Origin of the sequence: Tenacibaculum xiamenense (assembly GCF_964513065.1) — a bacterium.
Classification (GTDB): Bacteria; Bacteroidota; Bacteroidia; order Flavobacteriales; family Flavobacteriaceae; genus Polaribacter; species Polaribacter xiamenense.
Window position 1 is genome coordinate 411630 of the sequence record NZ_CAZEQU010000011.1, and the last position, 17832, is coordinate 429461.

7 protein-coding genes are annotated in these 17832 nt (G+C 35.4%); 3 read left to right on the forward strand and 4 right to left on the reverse strand.

Going from position 1 to position 17832, the window contains the following annotated elements:
- Window positions 1–116: 116 nt before the first annotated feature.
- The 4 genes from ACKTTV_RS05085 to ACKTTV_RS05100 all read right to left on the reverse strand — a co-directional run bounded on the left by ACKTTV_RS05085 (window position 117) and on the right by ACKTTV_RS05100 (window position 13862).
- The gene (locus ACKTTV_RS05085) at window positions 117–4376 is read right to left on the reverse strand and encodes a GEVED domain-containing protein (protein WP_408029730.1); all 4260 of its coding nucleotides are present in this window, start codon (window positions 4374–4376) and stop codon (window positions 117–119) included.
- An 80-nt stretch (window positions 4377–4456) separates the two neighbouring features.
- Window positions 4457–7909, reverse strand: a complete 3453-nt coding sequence (locus ACKTTV_RS05090; protein WP_408029731.1) for a S8 family serine peptidase — start codon at window positions 7907–7909, stop codon at window positions 4457–4459.
- Window positions 7910–8295: 386 nt separating this feature from the next.
- A complete protein-coding gene (locus ACKTTV_RS05095) occupies window positions 8296–10980 on the reverse strand; it encodes a GEVED domain-containing protein (protein ID WP_408029732.1) in 2685 nt (894 codons plus the stop codon).
- A 188-nt stretch (window positions 10981–11168) separates the two neighbouring features.
- Window positions 11169–13862: a GEVED domain-containing protein gene (locus tag ACKTTV_RS05100; RefSeq protein WP_408029733.1), complete on the reverse strand. Its 2694-nt coding sequence runs from the start codon at window positions 13860–13862 to the stop codon at window positions 11169–11171.
- A 161-nt stretch (window positions 13863–14023) separates the two neighbouring features.
- Here ACKTTV_RS05100 and ACKTTV_RS05105 point away from each other — a divergent pair, with 161 nt between their 5' ends.
- The 3 genes from ACKTTV_RS05105 to ACKTTV_RS05115 all read left to right on the forward strand — a co-directional run bounded on the left by ACKTTV_RS05105 (window position 14024) and on the right by ACKTTV_RS05115 (window position 17827).
- Complete coding sequence (locus ACKTTV_RS05105; protein WP_408029734.1) at window positions 14024–15685, forward strand: ABC transporter ATP-binding protein; 1662 nt, start codon at window positions 14024–14026, stop codon at window positions 15683–15685.
- A gap of 146 nt (window positions 15686–15831) precedes the next feature.
- Entirely contained in the window at window positions 15832–16848 is a 1017-nt protein-coding gene (locus tag ACKTTV_RS05110) for a sugar nucleotidyltransferase (protein WP_408029735.1), read from the forward strand.
- A complete protein-coding gene (locus ACKTTV_RS05115) occupies window positions 16787–17827 on the forward strand; it encodes a tetratricopeptide repeat protein (protein WP_408029736.1) in 1041 nt (346 codons plus the stop codon). Before ACKTTV_RS05110 ends, ACKTTV_RS05115 begins: the two co-directional genes overlap by 62 nt.
- Window positions 17828–17832: the final 5 nt, after the last annotated feature.

The window sequence follows — 17832 nt, forward strand, 5'->3', positions numbered from 1 at the left end:
AATTTAAAAAAGTTGAAGTTTTCATGACTCAACAACTATCAAAACAGCACAAAAAAACCCTGAGCAAAAGCTCAGGGCGTGCATTAGTTAAAAGAAAGAAGGGTTTAATAAGATATTTATCTCTTAACTAACTTAGCAGATGTTGATTTATCTCCGTTGGTCACCTCCAACACATAAATTCCGCTTTGTAATTCTGCAATATTTATTGTGTTATTGATTGTATTTCCTTGTTGAACTACTTGACCAATGGCGTTGGTTATTCTATAATTTACCTTGTCATTGCTTCCAAATCGTACAATAACATTATTAATAGCTGGGTTTGGATACACAGTTAAACTAGTTAAACCATCTTTATCTAAAGGTTCAGCATACTCATCATTTGAAGCCGTTGCTACCGCCGACGCCGAATTCGTAATATTTACTGTATAATCCTCTACTTCTCCATCGGCAAAAGTTTCACAAGCTGTTGAAGCACCGTTATACTTCATCGAAACTCTCATTCTTGTTTGACCTAAATTTGCCGAAGCAGGAATTGAAATATTAGCCGATCTATTTGCAGCTGTGCTTGACGAACCTAAAGATGTTTGCTCGTTACTTTCAAAAGTTCCATTTTGGTTGTAGTCAATCCAAACTGTAAAATATTCGGTATATGACGAACCACTAAATCCTGCGCTTACCAAAATCTGATTGGTTGTTCCTCTTGTAACGGTAGCCACTTTGTTTGTGAAATCACCATATCCTCCATTTGCTGCAGTTGTATTGGTCATACCTCCAAAAGAAACATAATCAATCCATTCATAACTTACTCTATTACCTTTTGAAGCACAATATGAAACCACATTTGCTAAGGTTGTAACATTTACAACATTACTTGAATTAGATTCATTTCCAGCGGCATCATTTGCCTTTACAGAAAAAGTATAGGCAGTACTTGCCGTTAACCCTGTTACGTTATAAGAAGTTGATGCTGTTGATCCGATTTTCGTTGTGCCTTGGTATACGTCATATCCCGTTACACCTACGTTATCAGTTGATGCAGTCCACGCCAAACTTAATGTTGTTTGGGCAACATTAGAAGTAGCTAAGCTACTCGGTGCTGTTGGAGCCTGAGTATCAGCCACCGCAGCTGATATATTGACTGTATAATCTTCTGTTTCACCGTAGTCATAAGAACCACATGAAGAAGGAATTGTATTGTATCTTAAAATAACACGCATTCTCGTTTCTCCATCTAAAGCTGAGCTAGGCACAGTGAAAGATCCACTTACAGGTGTTGTTTTTGAAGCCGATTTTGTCCAAACAGTTTCTCCTGCATCAGTAAAGTCACCATCTTGATTATAATCAATAAAGACACCATAACCTTCATTATATACAGTTCCAACCCATTTTGGAGTAATGGTAATTGTATTAGATTTTCCTTTTTCTAAATTCGTAGAAATTGAAGTATGATCGGTATATCCACTAGATGCAGTTGAAGTATTATCAATACTTCCTAACTGAACTCTTTGAATATACTCATCGGCAACACTGTTTCCTTTTGAAGCACAATATGTAATTACTACTCCTGGTGTAGTTACGTTTACTACACTACTTGCAGCAGACTCATTTCCAGCAGCATCTTTTGCTTTTACTGTAAAAGTATAATTGGTGTTCGCGGTTAATCCTGTAACATTAAACGAAGTATTTGTAGAAGTTCCAATTTTAGTCGATCCTTGGTAAATATCGTATCCAGTTACAGCAATATTATCGGTTGAAGCGGTCCAAGTTAAAGTTAATCCAGTAGCAGTTACAGAACTTGCAGTAACATTTGTTGGTACTGTTGGAGCTTGCGTATCTGGAGTAGCATTAGACGCTGTAAATTCACCTGTAAACACTCCTCTACCATATGTAGAAGCAATAATTTTATTGTTTGTATGATCTCCGCTTACATTCCAATAATCGAAAGATGTTACACTCACATCACTCATTCCATTATATGCTTGAGACCATGTTGGATTTGCATCGTTGAAGTTTGAAGTAGACCAAACACCTAATTGCGTTGCTATAATAGCTTCGTTTCTTGACAATGGGTTTTGTAAGAAATCTCTTACTGGAATATTCGGTAAATCTCCTTCTTTATTCACCCAGTTTGCACCACCATCAGCAGTTGCCCAAACGCTAGTAACTCCGTAATTGTGAATTGTTACAAAAATATCATTAGCCGTTGCTCCAAATCTTACAGAAGAAACTGATCCTATAAACGGAGTATTGATATTTGCCCATGTAGCACTTGAATTAGTAACATTTGTTAGTCTTAATAACTTTCCGTTTGCTAAACCAACATACCAAGTGTTATTTGCAAAAGGAGACGCTCTAAAAGCCGTTGGACTTGCATCTAATAATGCATTGGTAATGTTTCCTTTAGAATTAGCCGCAACGTTAATACTCTTGATAGATTTTGCTGCATCTGTTGAAGCATTTGTTAACAAACGGTTTGCTGAATCATCATATCCCATTGGGTTTACGAAATCTCCAGTACCTTGCTCATTTAATAAAGTAGTTGCTCCTCCTTGTTGTCTTCCTAGACCATTCCAAGGTAAGTTAAAGCGATAAATTACATTTCTTACATACGTAGCAATCATGTAATCACCATCTTTATCAACGAAAGTGTAAAATCCATCTCCATCACTTAAGAAAGTAGTACTGTTAATTCCTGGAGTTGGGTTTCTAAATGCTTGTGTACCGTTATCTTGTGCACCAGCTGTAAATATTCCACCAGTATCTCCAGCTCCATCAGGACCAATACCTGCTTTTACAAACTGTGTTACGTTATATCCTCTGTTTCTTACACTAATTGTTCCTCCAGCATTTCCTGAGTAATAAATACCTCCATCATTTCCGAATAACATTCTAGATGAGTTGTTGTTACCGAAAGCAATGGAATGTTGATCTGCATGAACGTTTTGGAATCCAAAACCTCCATACCAGTGTGATAGTTGAGACCATGAAGTACCTCCATTAGTACTTTTAAACAAATCAATTCCTCCAACGTAAACTACATTATCATTTGTTGGGTCAGCTTCAATTACTAAATCATAAAATGCCTGACCTCTACAAAAGTCATTAGCAGCAATTCCAGTATCCGCATCATTTGGTAAAGATGTTGTGGTAACACTAGCAAACGCATTTGTGGTTTTGTAAATATGTACTGGAGCAGTGTTTGCTGTTCCCTGTGTTAAAGCATATATTTTGTTTGCATTTGTAGCCGATGGCTCCAATTCAACTCTATTTGAGTTTGTTAATGGAGAAGCTGCTGCTTCTGTCCATGTACCCCCATTTGTCGAGCTAAATACTCTACCTCCACTATTTGAATCTAAAGCTGATGAAATCGTTCCCATCCAAAGTCTGTTATCAGCACCAACTTCTAAATCATTAGGAATATAATAATAGTCATTTCCACTGAAGGTATATTTCATGTTAGCCGACTCTATTCTTCCCCAAGTAGTTCCACCATTAGTTGATCTATATAAACCAGCTGATTGTAGTCCTAACCAGTTTCTAGGGCTTGATGAATCTCCGTAAACATGAGCACCAACAGCTACATATAGTTCTGTTGACGTTCCGTTATCCCACGCTAGTACATCATTTACATAGTGAATACCAGATAAAAATACGTTGCTCGCGTTATGATTGATATCACCTCCACCTGCAGCTGGTATATTTACAGCGTTCCATGAAGTTCCACCATCATTGGTTACATAAACTCCGTTTCCTACAACATCACCAGCTGTATATTGTTCACCTGTTCCAACATACCATCTGTTTGAGTTTCTTGGATCAATTGTAATAGATGTTACCGACAAGTTTCCTGGAACATTTTGAACTCTTGTCCATTGCGAAGTTGAACTTGTAATATTTGTATTCTTCCATAAACCACCACTTACACCTCCAGCATAAACAGTATTGTTAGAAGCATCATTCGGATCAAATAAAATAACTCTTGTTCTTCCCCCTACATTATTTGGACCTCTTTCTACCCATGAATTACCAGCTTCTCCTGGTGTACTTCTTTGGTTTTGTCTTGAAATTCTTTCCTGTAGTAATTGTTCTCTTAATCCTGCTAAGCTACCATCTTCCATTTTTCCAGTCGCTGGATTCATAGTTAGTAACTGCATTTGATCGAAATACCTGTTAGGCGGTAATCCCTTTAATTTTCTTTCTTTCTTTCCCCATTTTAACGTTTCATTCAACGGACTCTTTTTCATAAAAGTGCTATGCACTTCGCGTTTTTTAGCTATCTCTTCGCTAGCATTTTGTTCTTTTAAATACTTAGAACCAATAATTGAAACAGCCGCCAAAGACAGCCCTCCAATTAATACTCTAAACTTAATATTCATATTAATAAGGGTGTTAGGGTAAAAGCAGCGAGAGACAAAAAGTCTCTCACTGCCTTTGTGTTAATAATAAATGTGTTCTTCTAATTCTTTACTAGCTTGGTAGATATCTGCTTTTGACCATCATTAATCTCAAGTAAATAAACTCCTGAGTTCAATTGTGATACGTCAATATCAGATGTAAATACTCCAGATTTAACTGTTGCCCCGATAGTATTTACGATTTTATATGTTGCCCCATCTGTTCTGAATCCTGCCTTAACGTGTACAAAGTTTGAAGCTGGATTTGGGTAGGTTATTAAATCTGAAATTAGTTCGTTTCCTAATTTTTCAGTATTTGGATCTGAGAATGTTACATAATTTGCTGCATTCGCAGAAATGTTTACTGTATAGTCTTCAACTTCTCCATAAGAGAATGTTTCACAAGCTGTTTGAGAAGCATTCCACTTCATTGAAACACGCATTCTAGTTTGTCCTAAAACTGCAGAAGATGGAATTGTTACATTTTCACTTAAGTTTCCTGAACTTGCTGAAACTCCTGTTGCAACACGCTCGTTATTTGAGAATGTACCATCACGGTTGTAATCGATCCATACAGCCCAGTGCTCTGTATAAGAAGTACTTCTAAAACCAACACTAAATACTAATTGATAAGTACCTCCTCTTCCAACGTTTGCAACTTTGTTTGTATAATCTTTATATCCTCCATCATTACCTGAAGTGTTAGTCATTCCTCCAAAAGCAACATAATCAATCCACTCGTAGCTTGAGTTGTTTCCTTTTGAAGCACAATAATTAACTGGTACTGCTTGAGTTGTAACGCTTACAACATTACTTGAAGCTGATTCGTTTCCTGCTGCATCTTTAGCCTTTACAGAGAATGTATAAGTAGTACTTGCTGTTAAACCTGTTACGTTATACGTAGTTCCTGTAACTGTAGCTATTTTAGTAGCTCCTTGGTAAACGTCATATCCTGTTACTCCTACATTGTCAGTTGACGCATTCCAACTTAATGACGTTGTAGTTTGAGTTGTATTTGAAGCCGTTAAGCTTGTTGGAGCACTTGGTGCTTGAGTGTCTGAACCTCCTCCAGAAGTTGTAACTGATAAATCATCAACAGCAATATCACTTGACCAGCCATTACCTGTTTTACCAACAATTCTTAATTTTACAGTACTTCCTGCATAAGCGGCAAGATCTACTGAATCTGAGTTCCACTGATTTCCTTTGCTACCAGAAGCTGTCCAAAGATTAGCCCAAGTAGTTCCATCTGAAGAACCTTGTACTGTTAAAGTACCAATGTTATTACCATACATATGGTTTTTGAAGCTAAATGAAGCAGAAGTAGCCGATGATAAATCAAAACATGGGCTTTCTAAAATTGCCGTTGCATTATGTCCTATTTGCCCAGTGCTTCCATTTGTTGAAGCCTCTAAGAATAAATAGAAAGATCCTTCACTCGCTGAACCTGGTCCTGTTCCTGAAGAAGGAGTACTTCCACTTCTTCTTACCCAGTTTCCATCATCACCAGTTACTTGAGTCCATCCATCACCTGATTCAAATCCTTGTCCATATGGGAATGTACTCACTGTTGAAGAACAGCTAATTGGTGGTACATCTGGAGTTGTAAAGTTAACTGATGCGCTATATGCTGAATTTCCAGAAGAACATTTACTACGAACTTGAACTTCATAAGAAGTTAAAGGAGATAATCCTGTTAATGATGTAGATGTTCCTGAAACTGCATTAGTTGTCCAAGTACTTGTACCTACTTGACGATATCTTACATCATAAGATGCTCCTGTAACTGCAGACCAAGAAACTGTTGCACTTGAAGAAGCTACATCTGATGTACTTACTCCAGTTGGAACAGTTGCATCACATACAGAAGTTCCTGTAGCACCTGTAACAATTAATGTAAAGTCTTGACTTCCTCCAGTTAAACTTCCTTTATGAGTAACTGTAATTGTATAAGTTCCTGAAGCATTTGCTATATCAACTCTTTCAAAAGGGTCAACATTGTTATCTTGCTTAGCACTTGTTGTTGGTCCTGTTAATTTATATGGTAAATGATTAGTTCCTGATTTTGAAACTCTAATATCTAAATCGTTTACTAAAACTGGTGTTGTTACATTCGCAGTTCCAGTATTTGCTGTACCTGGTCTGTCTGTCCAAGAAATTGAAGCCAACAATGGGCTTGTTCCATCAGAATCAACAGTAATTGTATACGATTGCCCAGAGTTTAAAGTAAGCTCTTGAACTCTTGATTGTGTTCCTTTTTGCGTAATTGCTTCCGCTGCCTTTTTCACATTCAATAATCCCCATCCATAAACTGCATCAGGTCCAGAAGCACCAGCATCATCAGCTGTGTGTAATGCTAAACCTTTTAAGGTTGCAGCTCTCATAAAAGCTCCTTGAGTATTATTATAATGTTCTTGTAATAATAACAGAGAACCTGTTACGTTTGGAGATGCCATTGACGTTCCTGTTAGGTTGTTATAAGATGAATCACCATTGTGATAAGTAGAATACAATTGAGTTCCGTTACCAGTAATATCTGGTTTAATACGATAATCATCAGTTGGTCCTTCACTACTTGAGCTATTTATTGCAACCGAGATTAGGTTTCCACTTGCATCAACGTTTGCATCATTGGCATTTGCTACAACTAAGTTATTCTTAGATGTAGAATGACCTGATAATTTATCATAAGAAGAGTTTCCATTTAAAGGATTTCCATTTGAACTATTATCATTTCCATCATTACCTGCAGCAACTACCATTAGGTATTGAGGTGCATTAAACATAATTTGATCCCAATCACGAGATACTCCAATATAAGCACCAAAATAATAGTCAGGAATTTGACTTGCTCTATAACCATAAGAGTGATTCGAAATCAACATTCCATTAGATGCAGCCGTTGTAGCCTCGGAAGTATCACTGTTCCAGTCGTAACCAACTGCCTTTGCATGTGGTGCCATACCTTTAGCAGAGGCTGTTACTCCAGATGCGATAATTGTACCTGTTACATGGGCTGCGTGAAAGTTCTGTGATGAACTACCATCACCCACAGTAAAACGATTTGTTCCTCCAGCACCATCATATTCTCTATGTGTTGCTCGAGCAATTCCACCATCCCAAACGTGAGCGGTTAAATTTTGTCCATTCAAGTTTAAACCAAGAGAACCTCCTGAGTTTAAATGATCTGCTCTGGTAGATTTCGCAGCTGCAACGTTAAAAGTTGTGTAGTAAATGGGTTTACCATCGACAACTTTTTGCAGTTCAACCAAACTACCGTCTTTAGTTGTAAACTTCGTTAGCCATCCATTTTGTTGAGCTAGTAATAAAGCTTTTTGTTTTTCCTCTGAAGCCTTTTGTTGAAGAGATTGCCTCAGGTTTTCGAGTTTTGTTAAGTTGTATCCTTTTCGGATTTGTTCAACTTCACTTTTAGTTTGTGCTTGCACTTGCGGATTAAGGCCAAAGCCAATAAATACACCGACAACCACAAGACTTTTAAAGTACTTGTGTTTCATTGTAAGAAGGGTTTTAATTTAGTTTTGTTTGATTAATTATTACATTATCATTAATAATAATTGATAATTCATAATATTTTTACCAAAACACTGCCAAATATATATATTTTTTTTAACAAAAAAATAACTATTTACGAAAACACTATAACGATTTCGAACGAAAAAACACCATATCCCTAGTAATTATGTAGATTTTACAACGATTGATACACTTTTTTAACAAGTCCACACTAAAGCCTAATTTGCAAAAATTGCAAAAATTAGACGCTTTTTATGGTCTTATTAGTCCTTATTTCGAAGGTTTTTGATGAATCCTCTTTGCATAAAATGAAAAAAGCCCGAGAAAATCTCGAGCTTTTAAGCATATAATAATACCTTTTATAAGGCTATTCCTTAGCTAGTTTTGTAGTTATTAGTTTCTGACCATCATTAACTTCCAAAATATAAACTCCAGAGTTAAGAGAAGAAACATCTATATTTGATTGTAATCTTCCTGATTTCACTACACTTCCAATAGTGTTCATAATTCGGAAGGTTGCATTTTCTAATCTGAACCCAGCTTTTACATTGATAAAACTTTTTGCAGGATTCGGATATGTCATTAAATCTACGTTGTTTTCGAATCTTAACTGCTCAGCCGCAACAACTTCACCTGTTTTAGCTGTACTTGAAGTAATATTTACAGTATAATCCTCAACTTCTCCGTAAGAAAAACTTTCACAAGCCGTTTGAGAAGCATTCCACTTCATAGAAACTCTCATTCTTGTTTGACCTAGAGAAGCAGTAGAAGGAATAGACACATTATAACTTAAATTACCTGAACTTCTTGAAGATCCTGAAGCTACTTTTTCACTGCTAGAGAATGTACCATCTTTGTTATAATCTATCCAAATTGCCCAGTACTCGTTGTATGATGTACTTCTAAATCCAGCACTTACCAATAATTGGTTTGTTGTTCCTCTACCAACGGTAGCTACTTTACTAGTGTTATCTTTATATCCTCCGTCATTACCAGAACTATTAGTCATTCCTCCAAAAGAAACATAATCAATCCACTCGTAACTAGAATTGTTTCCTTTTGACGTACAGTAAGAAACAGTATTTCCTAATGTGGTTGCCGTAACACTTCCTGCTCCTGATTCATTTCCAGCTGCGTCCAAAGCTCTTACTGAGAATGTATATGAAGTATTTGCGGTTAGTCCAGTTACATTGTATGAAGTTCCAGTTACTGAAGTTATTTTTGTTGATCCACGATACACATCATATCCTGTTACTCCAACATTATCGGTTGAAGCCGTCCAACTTAAACTTAAACTTGTTTGAGCAATATTGGAAGCTGTTACATTTCCTGGTGTTGTTGGTGCTTGAGTATCCGCTTGAGCAGCACCAATTACTACGGTATAATCTTCAGTTTCACCGTAATTATAGGTACCACAAGAACTTGGTATTGCATTATATCTTAAAATAACACGCATTCTTGTTGCTCCTTCAGAAGCGCTTGACGGAACTGTAAAAGTTCCACTTACCGAAGTATCTTTTGAAGCTGCTTTTGTCCATACCGTTTCACCCGCATCAGCAAAATCACCATCTTTATTATAATCTATAAACACACCATAACCTTCACTATAAATAGTTCCTGTCCATTTTGGAGTTATTGTTATCGTATGAGAAGTAGATTTTGCTAAGTTTGTTGAAATAGAAGTATGATCTGTATACCCATTACTTGCTCCCGAAGTATTATTAATTGATCCTAACTGAACTCTTTGAATATACTCATCGGCAACACTATTTCCTTTTGAGGCACAGTAAGAAATTGTTACTGCTGTAGTTGTAAAGTTGGTAGAACTTGAATATGAAGAGTTTGATCCATCAGAACATTTACTACGTACTTGAACTTGATATTGTGTTGAAGCTGATAATCCACTTAATGAAGTAGATGTTCCTGAAACGGCATTCGTTGTCCATGTACTTGTTCCAGATTGACGGTATCTTACATCATACGTTGCTCCTGAAACGGCATTCCAAGAAACAGTTGCTCCTGAAGAAGTAATTGATGCAACAGTTACACCTGTTGGAACTGTTGCCGTACAGTTGCTTCCTCCACCTGTTTTATCAGATAAAGCCAAACTTCTTCTAACACCTCCAGTTTCTAAAACAGCACGCATTCTGTTTTTTTGCCCAGTAGTGAATAAGTTCATACATGTATCATCTGAATAATCCATATAGTTTTCAACCATATCGGCCGAACCACAAGATGAGTGGTTTGAAGAACATCCATAGTTAGCCGCGTCAGATTCTGGAGTATCTGATACGAAATCATCAACGCCACATCCTCCGTCACCCCAAATATGACGTAAGTTTAAGTAATGTCCTATTTCATGAGTTGTTGTTCTACCTTTATCAAAAGGAGCTGATAAATAGAATCCAGAACCCTTATCGGAACTACCAAAATATTGAGGACTCATTACAACTCCATCTGTAGCTGCAGCACCACCTGGGAACTGAGCATACCCTAAAATTCCTCCACCTATATTACAAACCCACATGTTTAAATATTCTGCAGGATTCCATGGATCTACTCCTCCTTGAGAAGATTTTTTCATTGCATCATTTGTTCCCCATGATGTTTTTGATGAAGATTTTCTTGTCACTCCATTTGTAGAATTTCCGTTAGGATCTACCTGAGCTAAGTAAAATTCAATCTGCGTATCTGCAGCCTGTGACCATTTATTCGTTTGGTCAGAGTTAGTTCTTCTGTAATCTTCATTGATTACATCAATTTGTGATTGAATTTGAGCTTGACTAATATTTTCTTGAGAATTGCTGTAAATAACGTGAACAACAACCGGTATTTTAATAATATTCCCAACAACTTGTCTTCCAGGATGTCCCATCATTCTCACTTTTTCTTGAGTGAATGTTTCAATTTGGAGCATTCTTTGTTTTAATTGAGGATCTTTTGATTGTCTATACTCTAAGTTATGCATTGTATGACAATTCCGTTTGTCTTGGGCTAGCAAAGCACCCACAAAAAACCAGCACAAAAGTGCCAAAGTAATTTTTGGTTTCATTTTAGAAGGGTTTAATTTAATGTTTTTAGTTTTCAAAATAAATCACAAAAAAATCATGATTTATCCGTCAAAGATACATTTTTTTATTAAAAACCTAAAAAAAAGACAGTTAACATACAGAAAAAACAAAAAAGCCCAGATAAAATCTGAGCTTTTTCTAAATCAATCCAATTATTTACGCGGAGAAATTATATCTTAATAAACTTTGTTTTGAATGTTTTTTGAGTATCATTTACTTCTAAAACATAAATTCCTGGATTCAGTTGTGAAACATCAATGGTTTTAGTCAAAGAACTAGAATCCGAAACAACTTTTCCTAAAACATTTATTATTCTATAAGTTGCTCCTTTAACTATTGATCTCATATTCACACCTAGATAATTTTGTGCTGGATTTGGATAGGTAACTACAGAAACTCCTTCTTCATACCCCAATGTTTCCTCATTATCAGCACTTGCTGAATCATCTATACTATTATTTCCTCTTCCAGAAAACTCCGAAATATTTACAGTGTAATCTTCAACTTCTCCGAAATCAAACTTTTCACAAGCGGTTTGAGGTGCATCGGACTTCATTGAAACTCTCATTCGTGTTCTTCCTAATTTCGCATCAGCAGGAATTGCAATATTTCTCTTTAAGTTTTTATCTTTTGATGATGATCCAGTAACCACTTTTTCCTCATCACTAAATGTTCCATCTTGGTTGAAATCAATCCAAATAGCCCAATGTTCAACATATGAAAGTGTTCTAAACGCGGCACTAAATACTATTTTATTTGTAGTTCCTCGTTCTACATTTGCCACTTTGTTAGTAAAATTACCATACCCAGCGTCACTTTTCGTTTTATTCTTCATTCCACCAAACTTCACAAAATCAATCCACTCATAGGAAGCATTCTTTCCTTTAGATTTGCAATATTTCAGTTTTTTTGTTCGAACAGTTAACACATTGCTAGACTCTGATTCGTTTCCAGCTGCATCTTTAGCTACCACATAAAAAGAATATCTAGTTCTCGGTGATAAATCCATAATACTTGCTGTAGTTTCAGTAACGGTTGTAACCAACTCTGAATCCTGATATACATCGTATTCTGTTACACCAATGTTATCAGTTGAAGCATTCCAATTTAATGTTAAAGATATTGCCTTAACATCAGAAGCAGTTAATTCTGTTGGAGCTGTCGGAGCTTCTGTGTCTCCTCCTCCAATTACTACTGTGTAATCTTCAGTTTCTCCATAAGTAAAAGTACCACAAGCATCAGGTGTTGAATTAAACCTTAAAACCACACGCATTCTTGTTGGACCTTCTAAAGCATCTTCAGGAATTGTAAATGTACCCACCACTGGTGTTGTTGTTGATGGAGTTGCCGTAAATACAGTTTCTCCTTCATCGTCAAAATCATAATCTTGATTATAATCGATAAATACACCATACCCTTCACTAAATACGGTACCAGACCATTCAGGAGTTATTGTAATTGTATGTTCAACACCAGTTTCTAAGTCCGTAGAAATTTCAGTGTAATCCGAATATCCAGTATTGGTTTCAGAAACATTATTAATATCACCCAATTGAACTGTCTGAATGTACTCGTCACTTACGTTAGTTCCTCCTGATTCACAATACATCGGAGGCGTTTCAAGAGTTGTAAATGTAGCTGAAGCACTAAACTCAGAGCTATCTGACGGGCAAATACTTCGTACTTGTACTTCATACTCTGTTGAACCTGTTAATTCATTAATAATACTTGGAATTTCAGAAGTTGTACTTAAAAGCCAATCAGTAGTTCCTACTGGGCGATATCTTATTTCGTAACTTGCATTTGTTACTTCATTCCAATTGATTGTCGCCTGCTCGTAAGTAACATCAGAAGCTGAAACGCCTGTCGGAATTGACGCATTACAAGGTAGGTCACTAGTTTTATCCGACAAAGCAAGTTCATGTCGAACACCTCCTTCTTCTAAAACAGCTCTCATTCTGTTTTTTTGGCCTAAAGTGTATAAATTCATGCAAGCATCATCTGAATAATCCATATAATTTTGAACCATATCCAATGATCCACAAGACTCATGAGTAGAAGCACATCCGAAATTCGATGCGTCTGATTCTGGAGTATCTTCAACAAAATCATCTACTCCACATCCACCATCACCCCAAATGTGACGTAAATTTAAAAAATGTCCTACCTCATGTGTTGTTGTTCTTCCTTTATCAAAAGGAGCATCTAAATAAAAACCTGTTCCTTTGTCAGAACTTCCAAAATATTGTGGCCCCATAACCACTCCATCTGTAGCAGCATTACCTCCAGGAAATTGGGCATATCCTAAGATTCCACCACCAATATTACAAACCCACATATTTAAATACTCTGCTGTATTCCAAGGATCCACACCTCCTTGTGAAGACATTTTCATTGCGTCTGCTGTTCCCCAAGAAGTTCTTGTAGAAAACTTTCGAGTAACTCCGTTAGTTAAATTGCCGTTAGGATCAATTTGCGCCAGATAAAACTCGATTTCAGTATCTGCTGCTTGTAACCATTGATCAGTTTGGTCAGCATTTGTTCTTCTAAAATCTTCGTTAAGAACATCAATTTGAGACTGCACCTGTTCCATACTGATATTCTCCTGTTCATTACTGTAAATAATGTGCACAACCACAGGTATTTGAATAACATCTCCCACAATATTTCGAGAATTTTCTCTCATTCCCATTATCTTGCGGTGAGTAAACCTTTCGATTTCCTCCATTTTGTCTTTGATTGAAGGATTTTTTAACTGTCTGTAGTCAAGATTGTTCATCGTATGACAGTTTCTTTTTTTCTGAGCAGATACAATACCTGCTAGAAACAAACACAAAAGTGTTGCTAATAATTTCTGTTTCATTTTCATTAATGTTTAAGTTAATTTTATGTCAAAATTATAAAAAAAACGTTAAAATTATTTTTTATTATTTGCGTTTTACACTAAAGCGTTTCGGATTTTGCGAAATACGCAAAACACTGGTTTTGAGTATTAAACTTATATTTGTTTAAAAAGACGTATTAATGCTGCAGATTAAAAACTTAAGTGTTCGCTTTCACGAAACCAATTTCTTCCTTGACAATATCTCATTTACCTTGGGTAAAAATGAAACCTTGGGGATTGTAGGAGAAAGTGGTAGTGGAAAATCCATTAGTTCTCTAGCTATTATGGGGCTTTTAAATTCTAATGCCGATATTCAGGGTGAGGTTCTTTTTAATAAAGTAAACCTACTAGATTTAAATGATCACGAGTTCCAAAAAATACGTGGAAAAGAAATTGCCATGATATTTCAAGAACCAATGAGTTCTTTAAATCCTACCTTGAGCTGTGGATACCAAGTCGCAGAAATTCTCAAGCGACATACTAGCTTAAGCAAACAAGAAATTTATGATGAGGTAATTTCACTTTTTAAGAAAGTAAAATTACCAAGACCCGAGCAAATTTACTCTGCCTATCCACATGAAATCAGTGGTGGTCAGAAGCAACGTGTTATGATTGCCATGGCCGTTGCATGTAAGCCAAAAGTTTTAATAGCGGATGAACCTACTACCGCTTTGGACGTAACTGTTCAAAAAGAGATTATTAATTTGCTAAAAGAACTTCAGGTATCTGAAAAAATGGGGGTAATCTTTATTTCTCATGATTTATCGCTAGTGTCTGAAATAACAGATTCTTTAATTGTCATGTACAAAGGAAAAATTGTTGAAGAGGGTAATTCAAAAGATGTTTTCTTAAATCCGAAAGAAAACTACACAAAAGCTCTGATTAACTCAAAACCTGACTTATCTGTAAGACTAAAAAACTTACCGACAGTTTCTGATTTCATGAACAATATGGTAGATCATACAATAATAACAGATGAAGAACGAACATCTATCCATAACACTATTTATGAAAAACCTCCATTACTAGAAATCAACAACCTAAAAAAAGAGTTTGTTAGCAATTCTTCATGGTTTTCAAAACCATCAAAGATTACTGCCGTCAATGAAGTGTCTTTCAAAATTTACGAAGGAGAAACTTTAGGTTTAGTAGGGGAAAGCGGCTGCGGAAAAACAACATTAGGAAGAACGATTTTACAACTGGAAAAAGCTACTTCTGGACAAATAATTTATAGAGGTAAAGACATTACCAAAATTTCAAAATCTGACTTAAAAAAACTTAGAAAAGACATTCAAATTATTTTTCAAGACCCATTTTCTTCATTAAATCCAAGGATTCCTGTTGGAAAAGCAATTATTGAACCTATGACTGTTCATAACATACTTTCTTCCAATAAAGAAAGAAAAGAATATGTAATTAATTTATTACAAAAAGTAGGTTTGGAAGCAGAGCACTTTAATAGGTATCCTCATGAGTTTTCAGGAGGACAACGCCAACGAATAGGTATTGCTAGAACTATAGCATTGCAACCGAAATTAATCATTTGCGATGAATCTGTTTCAGCATTGGATGTGTCTGTACAAGCACAGGTTTTAAACCTTTTAAACCAATTAAAATCAGAATTTAACTTCACTTATATTTTTATTTCCCATGACTTATCTGTGGTAAAATACATGTCGGATCAATTACTTGTAATGAACCATGGAAAAATTGAAGAAATTGGGGAAGCAGATAGTATTTATGATAGCCCAAAAACCTCATATACAAAAACATTGATAAATGCCATTCCCAAAGGATTATAACTTTTTATAAACATATTTTAATGGTATATTGCACCGTTAAAAAATATTTTTATGAAAGTCTTACGAAAATGCTTGGAAAATATTTAAGGTTGCTGTTTTCCATAACATGTAAGACTGTTGTTTGTAAATAATTTAGAATAAAAGAAATGAGAATTATTGTCCCCATGGCAGGAATTGGATCGAGATTACGACCACACACCCTGACCATTCCCAAACCCTTAACAGTTATTGCTGGTAAGTCAATTGTTCAACGTTTGGTTGAAAATATAGCTACGGTTGTTGATGAACCTATAGAAGAAATAGCTTTTGTTATTGGCCCTATTGCGAAAGGCTTTCCATCGAACACTAAAAATGAGCTTTTAAAAATAGCTGAAGGGTTAGGAGCAAAAGGGAGTGTTTATACCCAAGAAGAAGCTATGGGTACAGCACATGCCATTTATTGTGCAAAAGACTCTTTAAGTGGTCCTTGCATTGTTGCCTATGCAGATACTCTTTTTAAGGCAGACTTTACATTGGATGTGAATGCCGATGGTGCTATTTGGGTAAAGCAAGTTGAAGATCCAAGTGCTTTTGGTGTTGTTAAAGTACAGGACGGAGTAATTACAGATTTTGTTGAAAAGCCAAAAGAGTTTGTTTCAGATTTGGCTATTATCGGAATTTATTACTTTAAAGATGGTAACAAGTTATTACAAGAAATTGAATATTTAATTGATAACGATCTTCGTGAAAATGGAGAATATCAAATTACCAATGTATTAGAATCATTAAAACAACAGGGAGCTAAATTTATTCCAGGAAAAGTTGATGCTTGGATGGATTGTGGTAAAAAAGACCCCACTGTTGATACCAACAAACAAATTCTTCGTTTTGAACAAGAAGACGGAAACAATTTAGTTGCTTCTGACGTAGTTTTGGAAAACTCAAATATTATTGAACCGTGTTATATTGGTAAAAACGTAGTTTTAAAAAATGCTACGGTCGGTCCTTATGTTTCATTGGGCGAAAATAGTGTTATTGAAAACTCAAGGATTGTAAATTCATTGATTCAAACCAATGTTAAGATTTCAAATGCTGAGTTAGATAATTCAATGATTGGAAATCATGCAAAATATAATGGTAAATTCACATCAATCAGTATCGGTGATTATACAGAAATTACATAAAACCCAAACAAATGTTTTAATTAAGATAAAAACAGGGCTTATTTTAAGGTCTTGTTTTATCTTATTTTTAATCCTCTCCCAAACGATAATTGCTCAAGATAGTATTCCAGTATCTCAAGATATTGCAGACAAAAATCTTTTAAAATTTCAAGAAAACTTCTTCCAAGCAATTACACATAAAGCTATTAATAATTTTCAAAAAGCAATTGACAATTTAGAAACTTGCAATGAGTTAAAACCAAACGATATTGCGGTTCTATTTGAGCTTTCTAAAAATTACTACAAATTAAAAAGGCTTGTCGAGGCTATTACCTATGCAGAAGAAGCCTTAACTATTGAACCAGAAAATGTTTGGTTACTGGAACATTTGGTAAAGGTTCATAAAAGCAATAACGACTTTAGAAATGCTATTGCTACTCAAAAGAAATTAATTCAGAAAATACCAAAGAAGAAACAAGATCTTGTTTTTCTTTATATCCAAGGCAGTCAAATTGATTCTGCCAAAATTGTACTTAACGAGTTGAAATCGGCAAAACTTCTAAATGCTCGTTTACGTTATATTCAAAAAAACCTCAATCGATATTCAAAATCGAAACCTAGAAATACAAAACCCATTGTTAAAAATACTACTTCAAACAATGAAAATCTCGAATTGCAGTTTAAAAGTAACAAGTCGTATGTTAATTTAAAGCAGTTACTTGAGCAGCTTGATTCAAATAATGATTCAAAATTATTAACTTACAGTAGTGAAGGATTGGTGCTTTTTCCGGCGCAACCATTTGTATACTTAATGAATGCCAAAGCTTTCAACAAGTCAAAAAATTACAAGAAAGCGCTTCTTAGTTTACAAAATGGTATTGATTTTGTTATAGATAATCCAACAATGGAAAGTCGTTTTTACAATGAGTTTGTCATTAGCTACCAAGGGCTGGGCGATCATAAGAACGAAAGTAAGTATAGAAAAAAGTTAAATAAGTAAAAACT

Bases quoted from the DNA above. Each gene is read 5' to 3' on its own strand.
- ACKTTV_RS05115 (WP_408029736.1), top strand. From the start codon at position 16,787: ATGCAAAATATAATGGTAAATTCACATCAATCAGTATCGGTGATTATA.
- ACKTTV_RS05085 (WP_408029730.1), bottom strand. From the start codon at position 4,376: ATGAATATTAAGTTTAGAGTATTAATTGGAGGGCTGTCTTTGGCGGCT.
- ACKTTV_RS05110 (WP_408029735.1), top strand. From the start codon at position 15,832: ATGAGAATTATTGTCCCCATGGCAGGAATTGGATCGAGATTACGACCA.
- ACKTTV_RS05100 (WP_408029733.1), bottom strand. From the start codon at position 13,862: ATGAAACAGAAATTATTAGCAACACTTTTGTGTTTGTTTCTAGCAGGT.
- ACKTTV_RS05095 (WP_408029732.1), bottom strand. From the start codon at position 10,980: ATGAAACCAAAAATTACTTTGGCACTTTTGTGCTGGTTTTTTGTGGGT.
- ACKTTV_RS05090 (WP_408029731.1), bottom strand. From the start codon at position 7,909: ATGAAACACAAGTACTTTAAAAGTCTTGTGGTTGTCGGTGTATTTATT.
- ACKTTV_RS05105 (WP_408029734.1), top strand. From the start codon at position 14,024: ATGCTGCAGATTAAAAACTTAAGTGTTCGCTTTCACGAAACCAATTTC.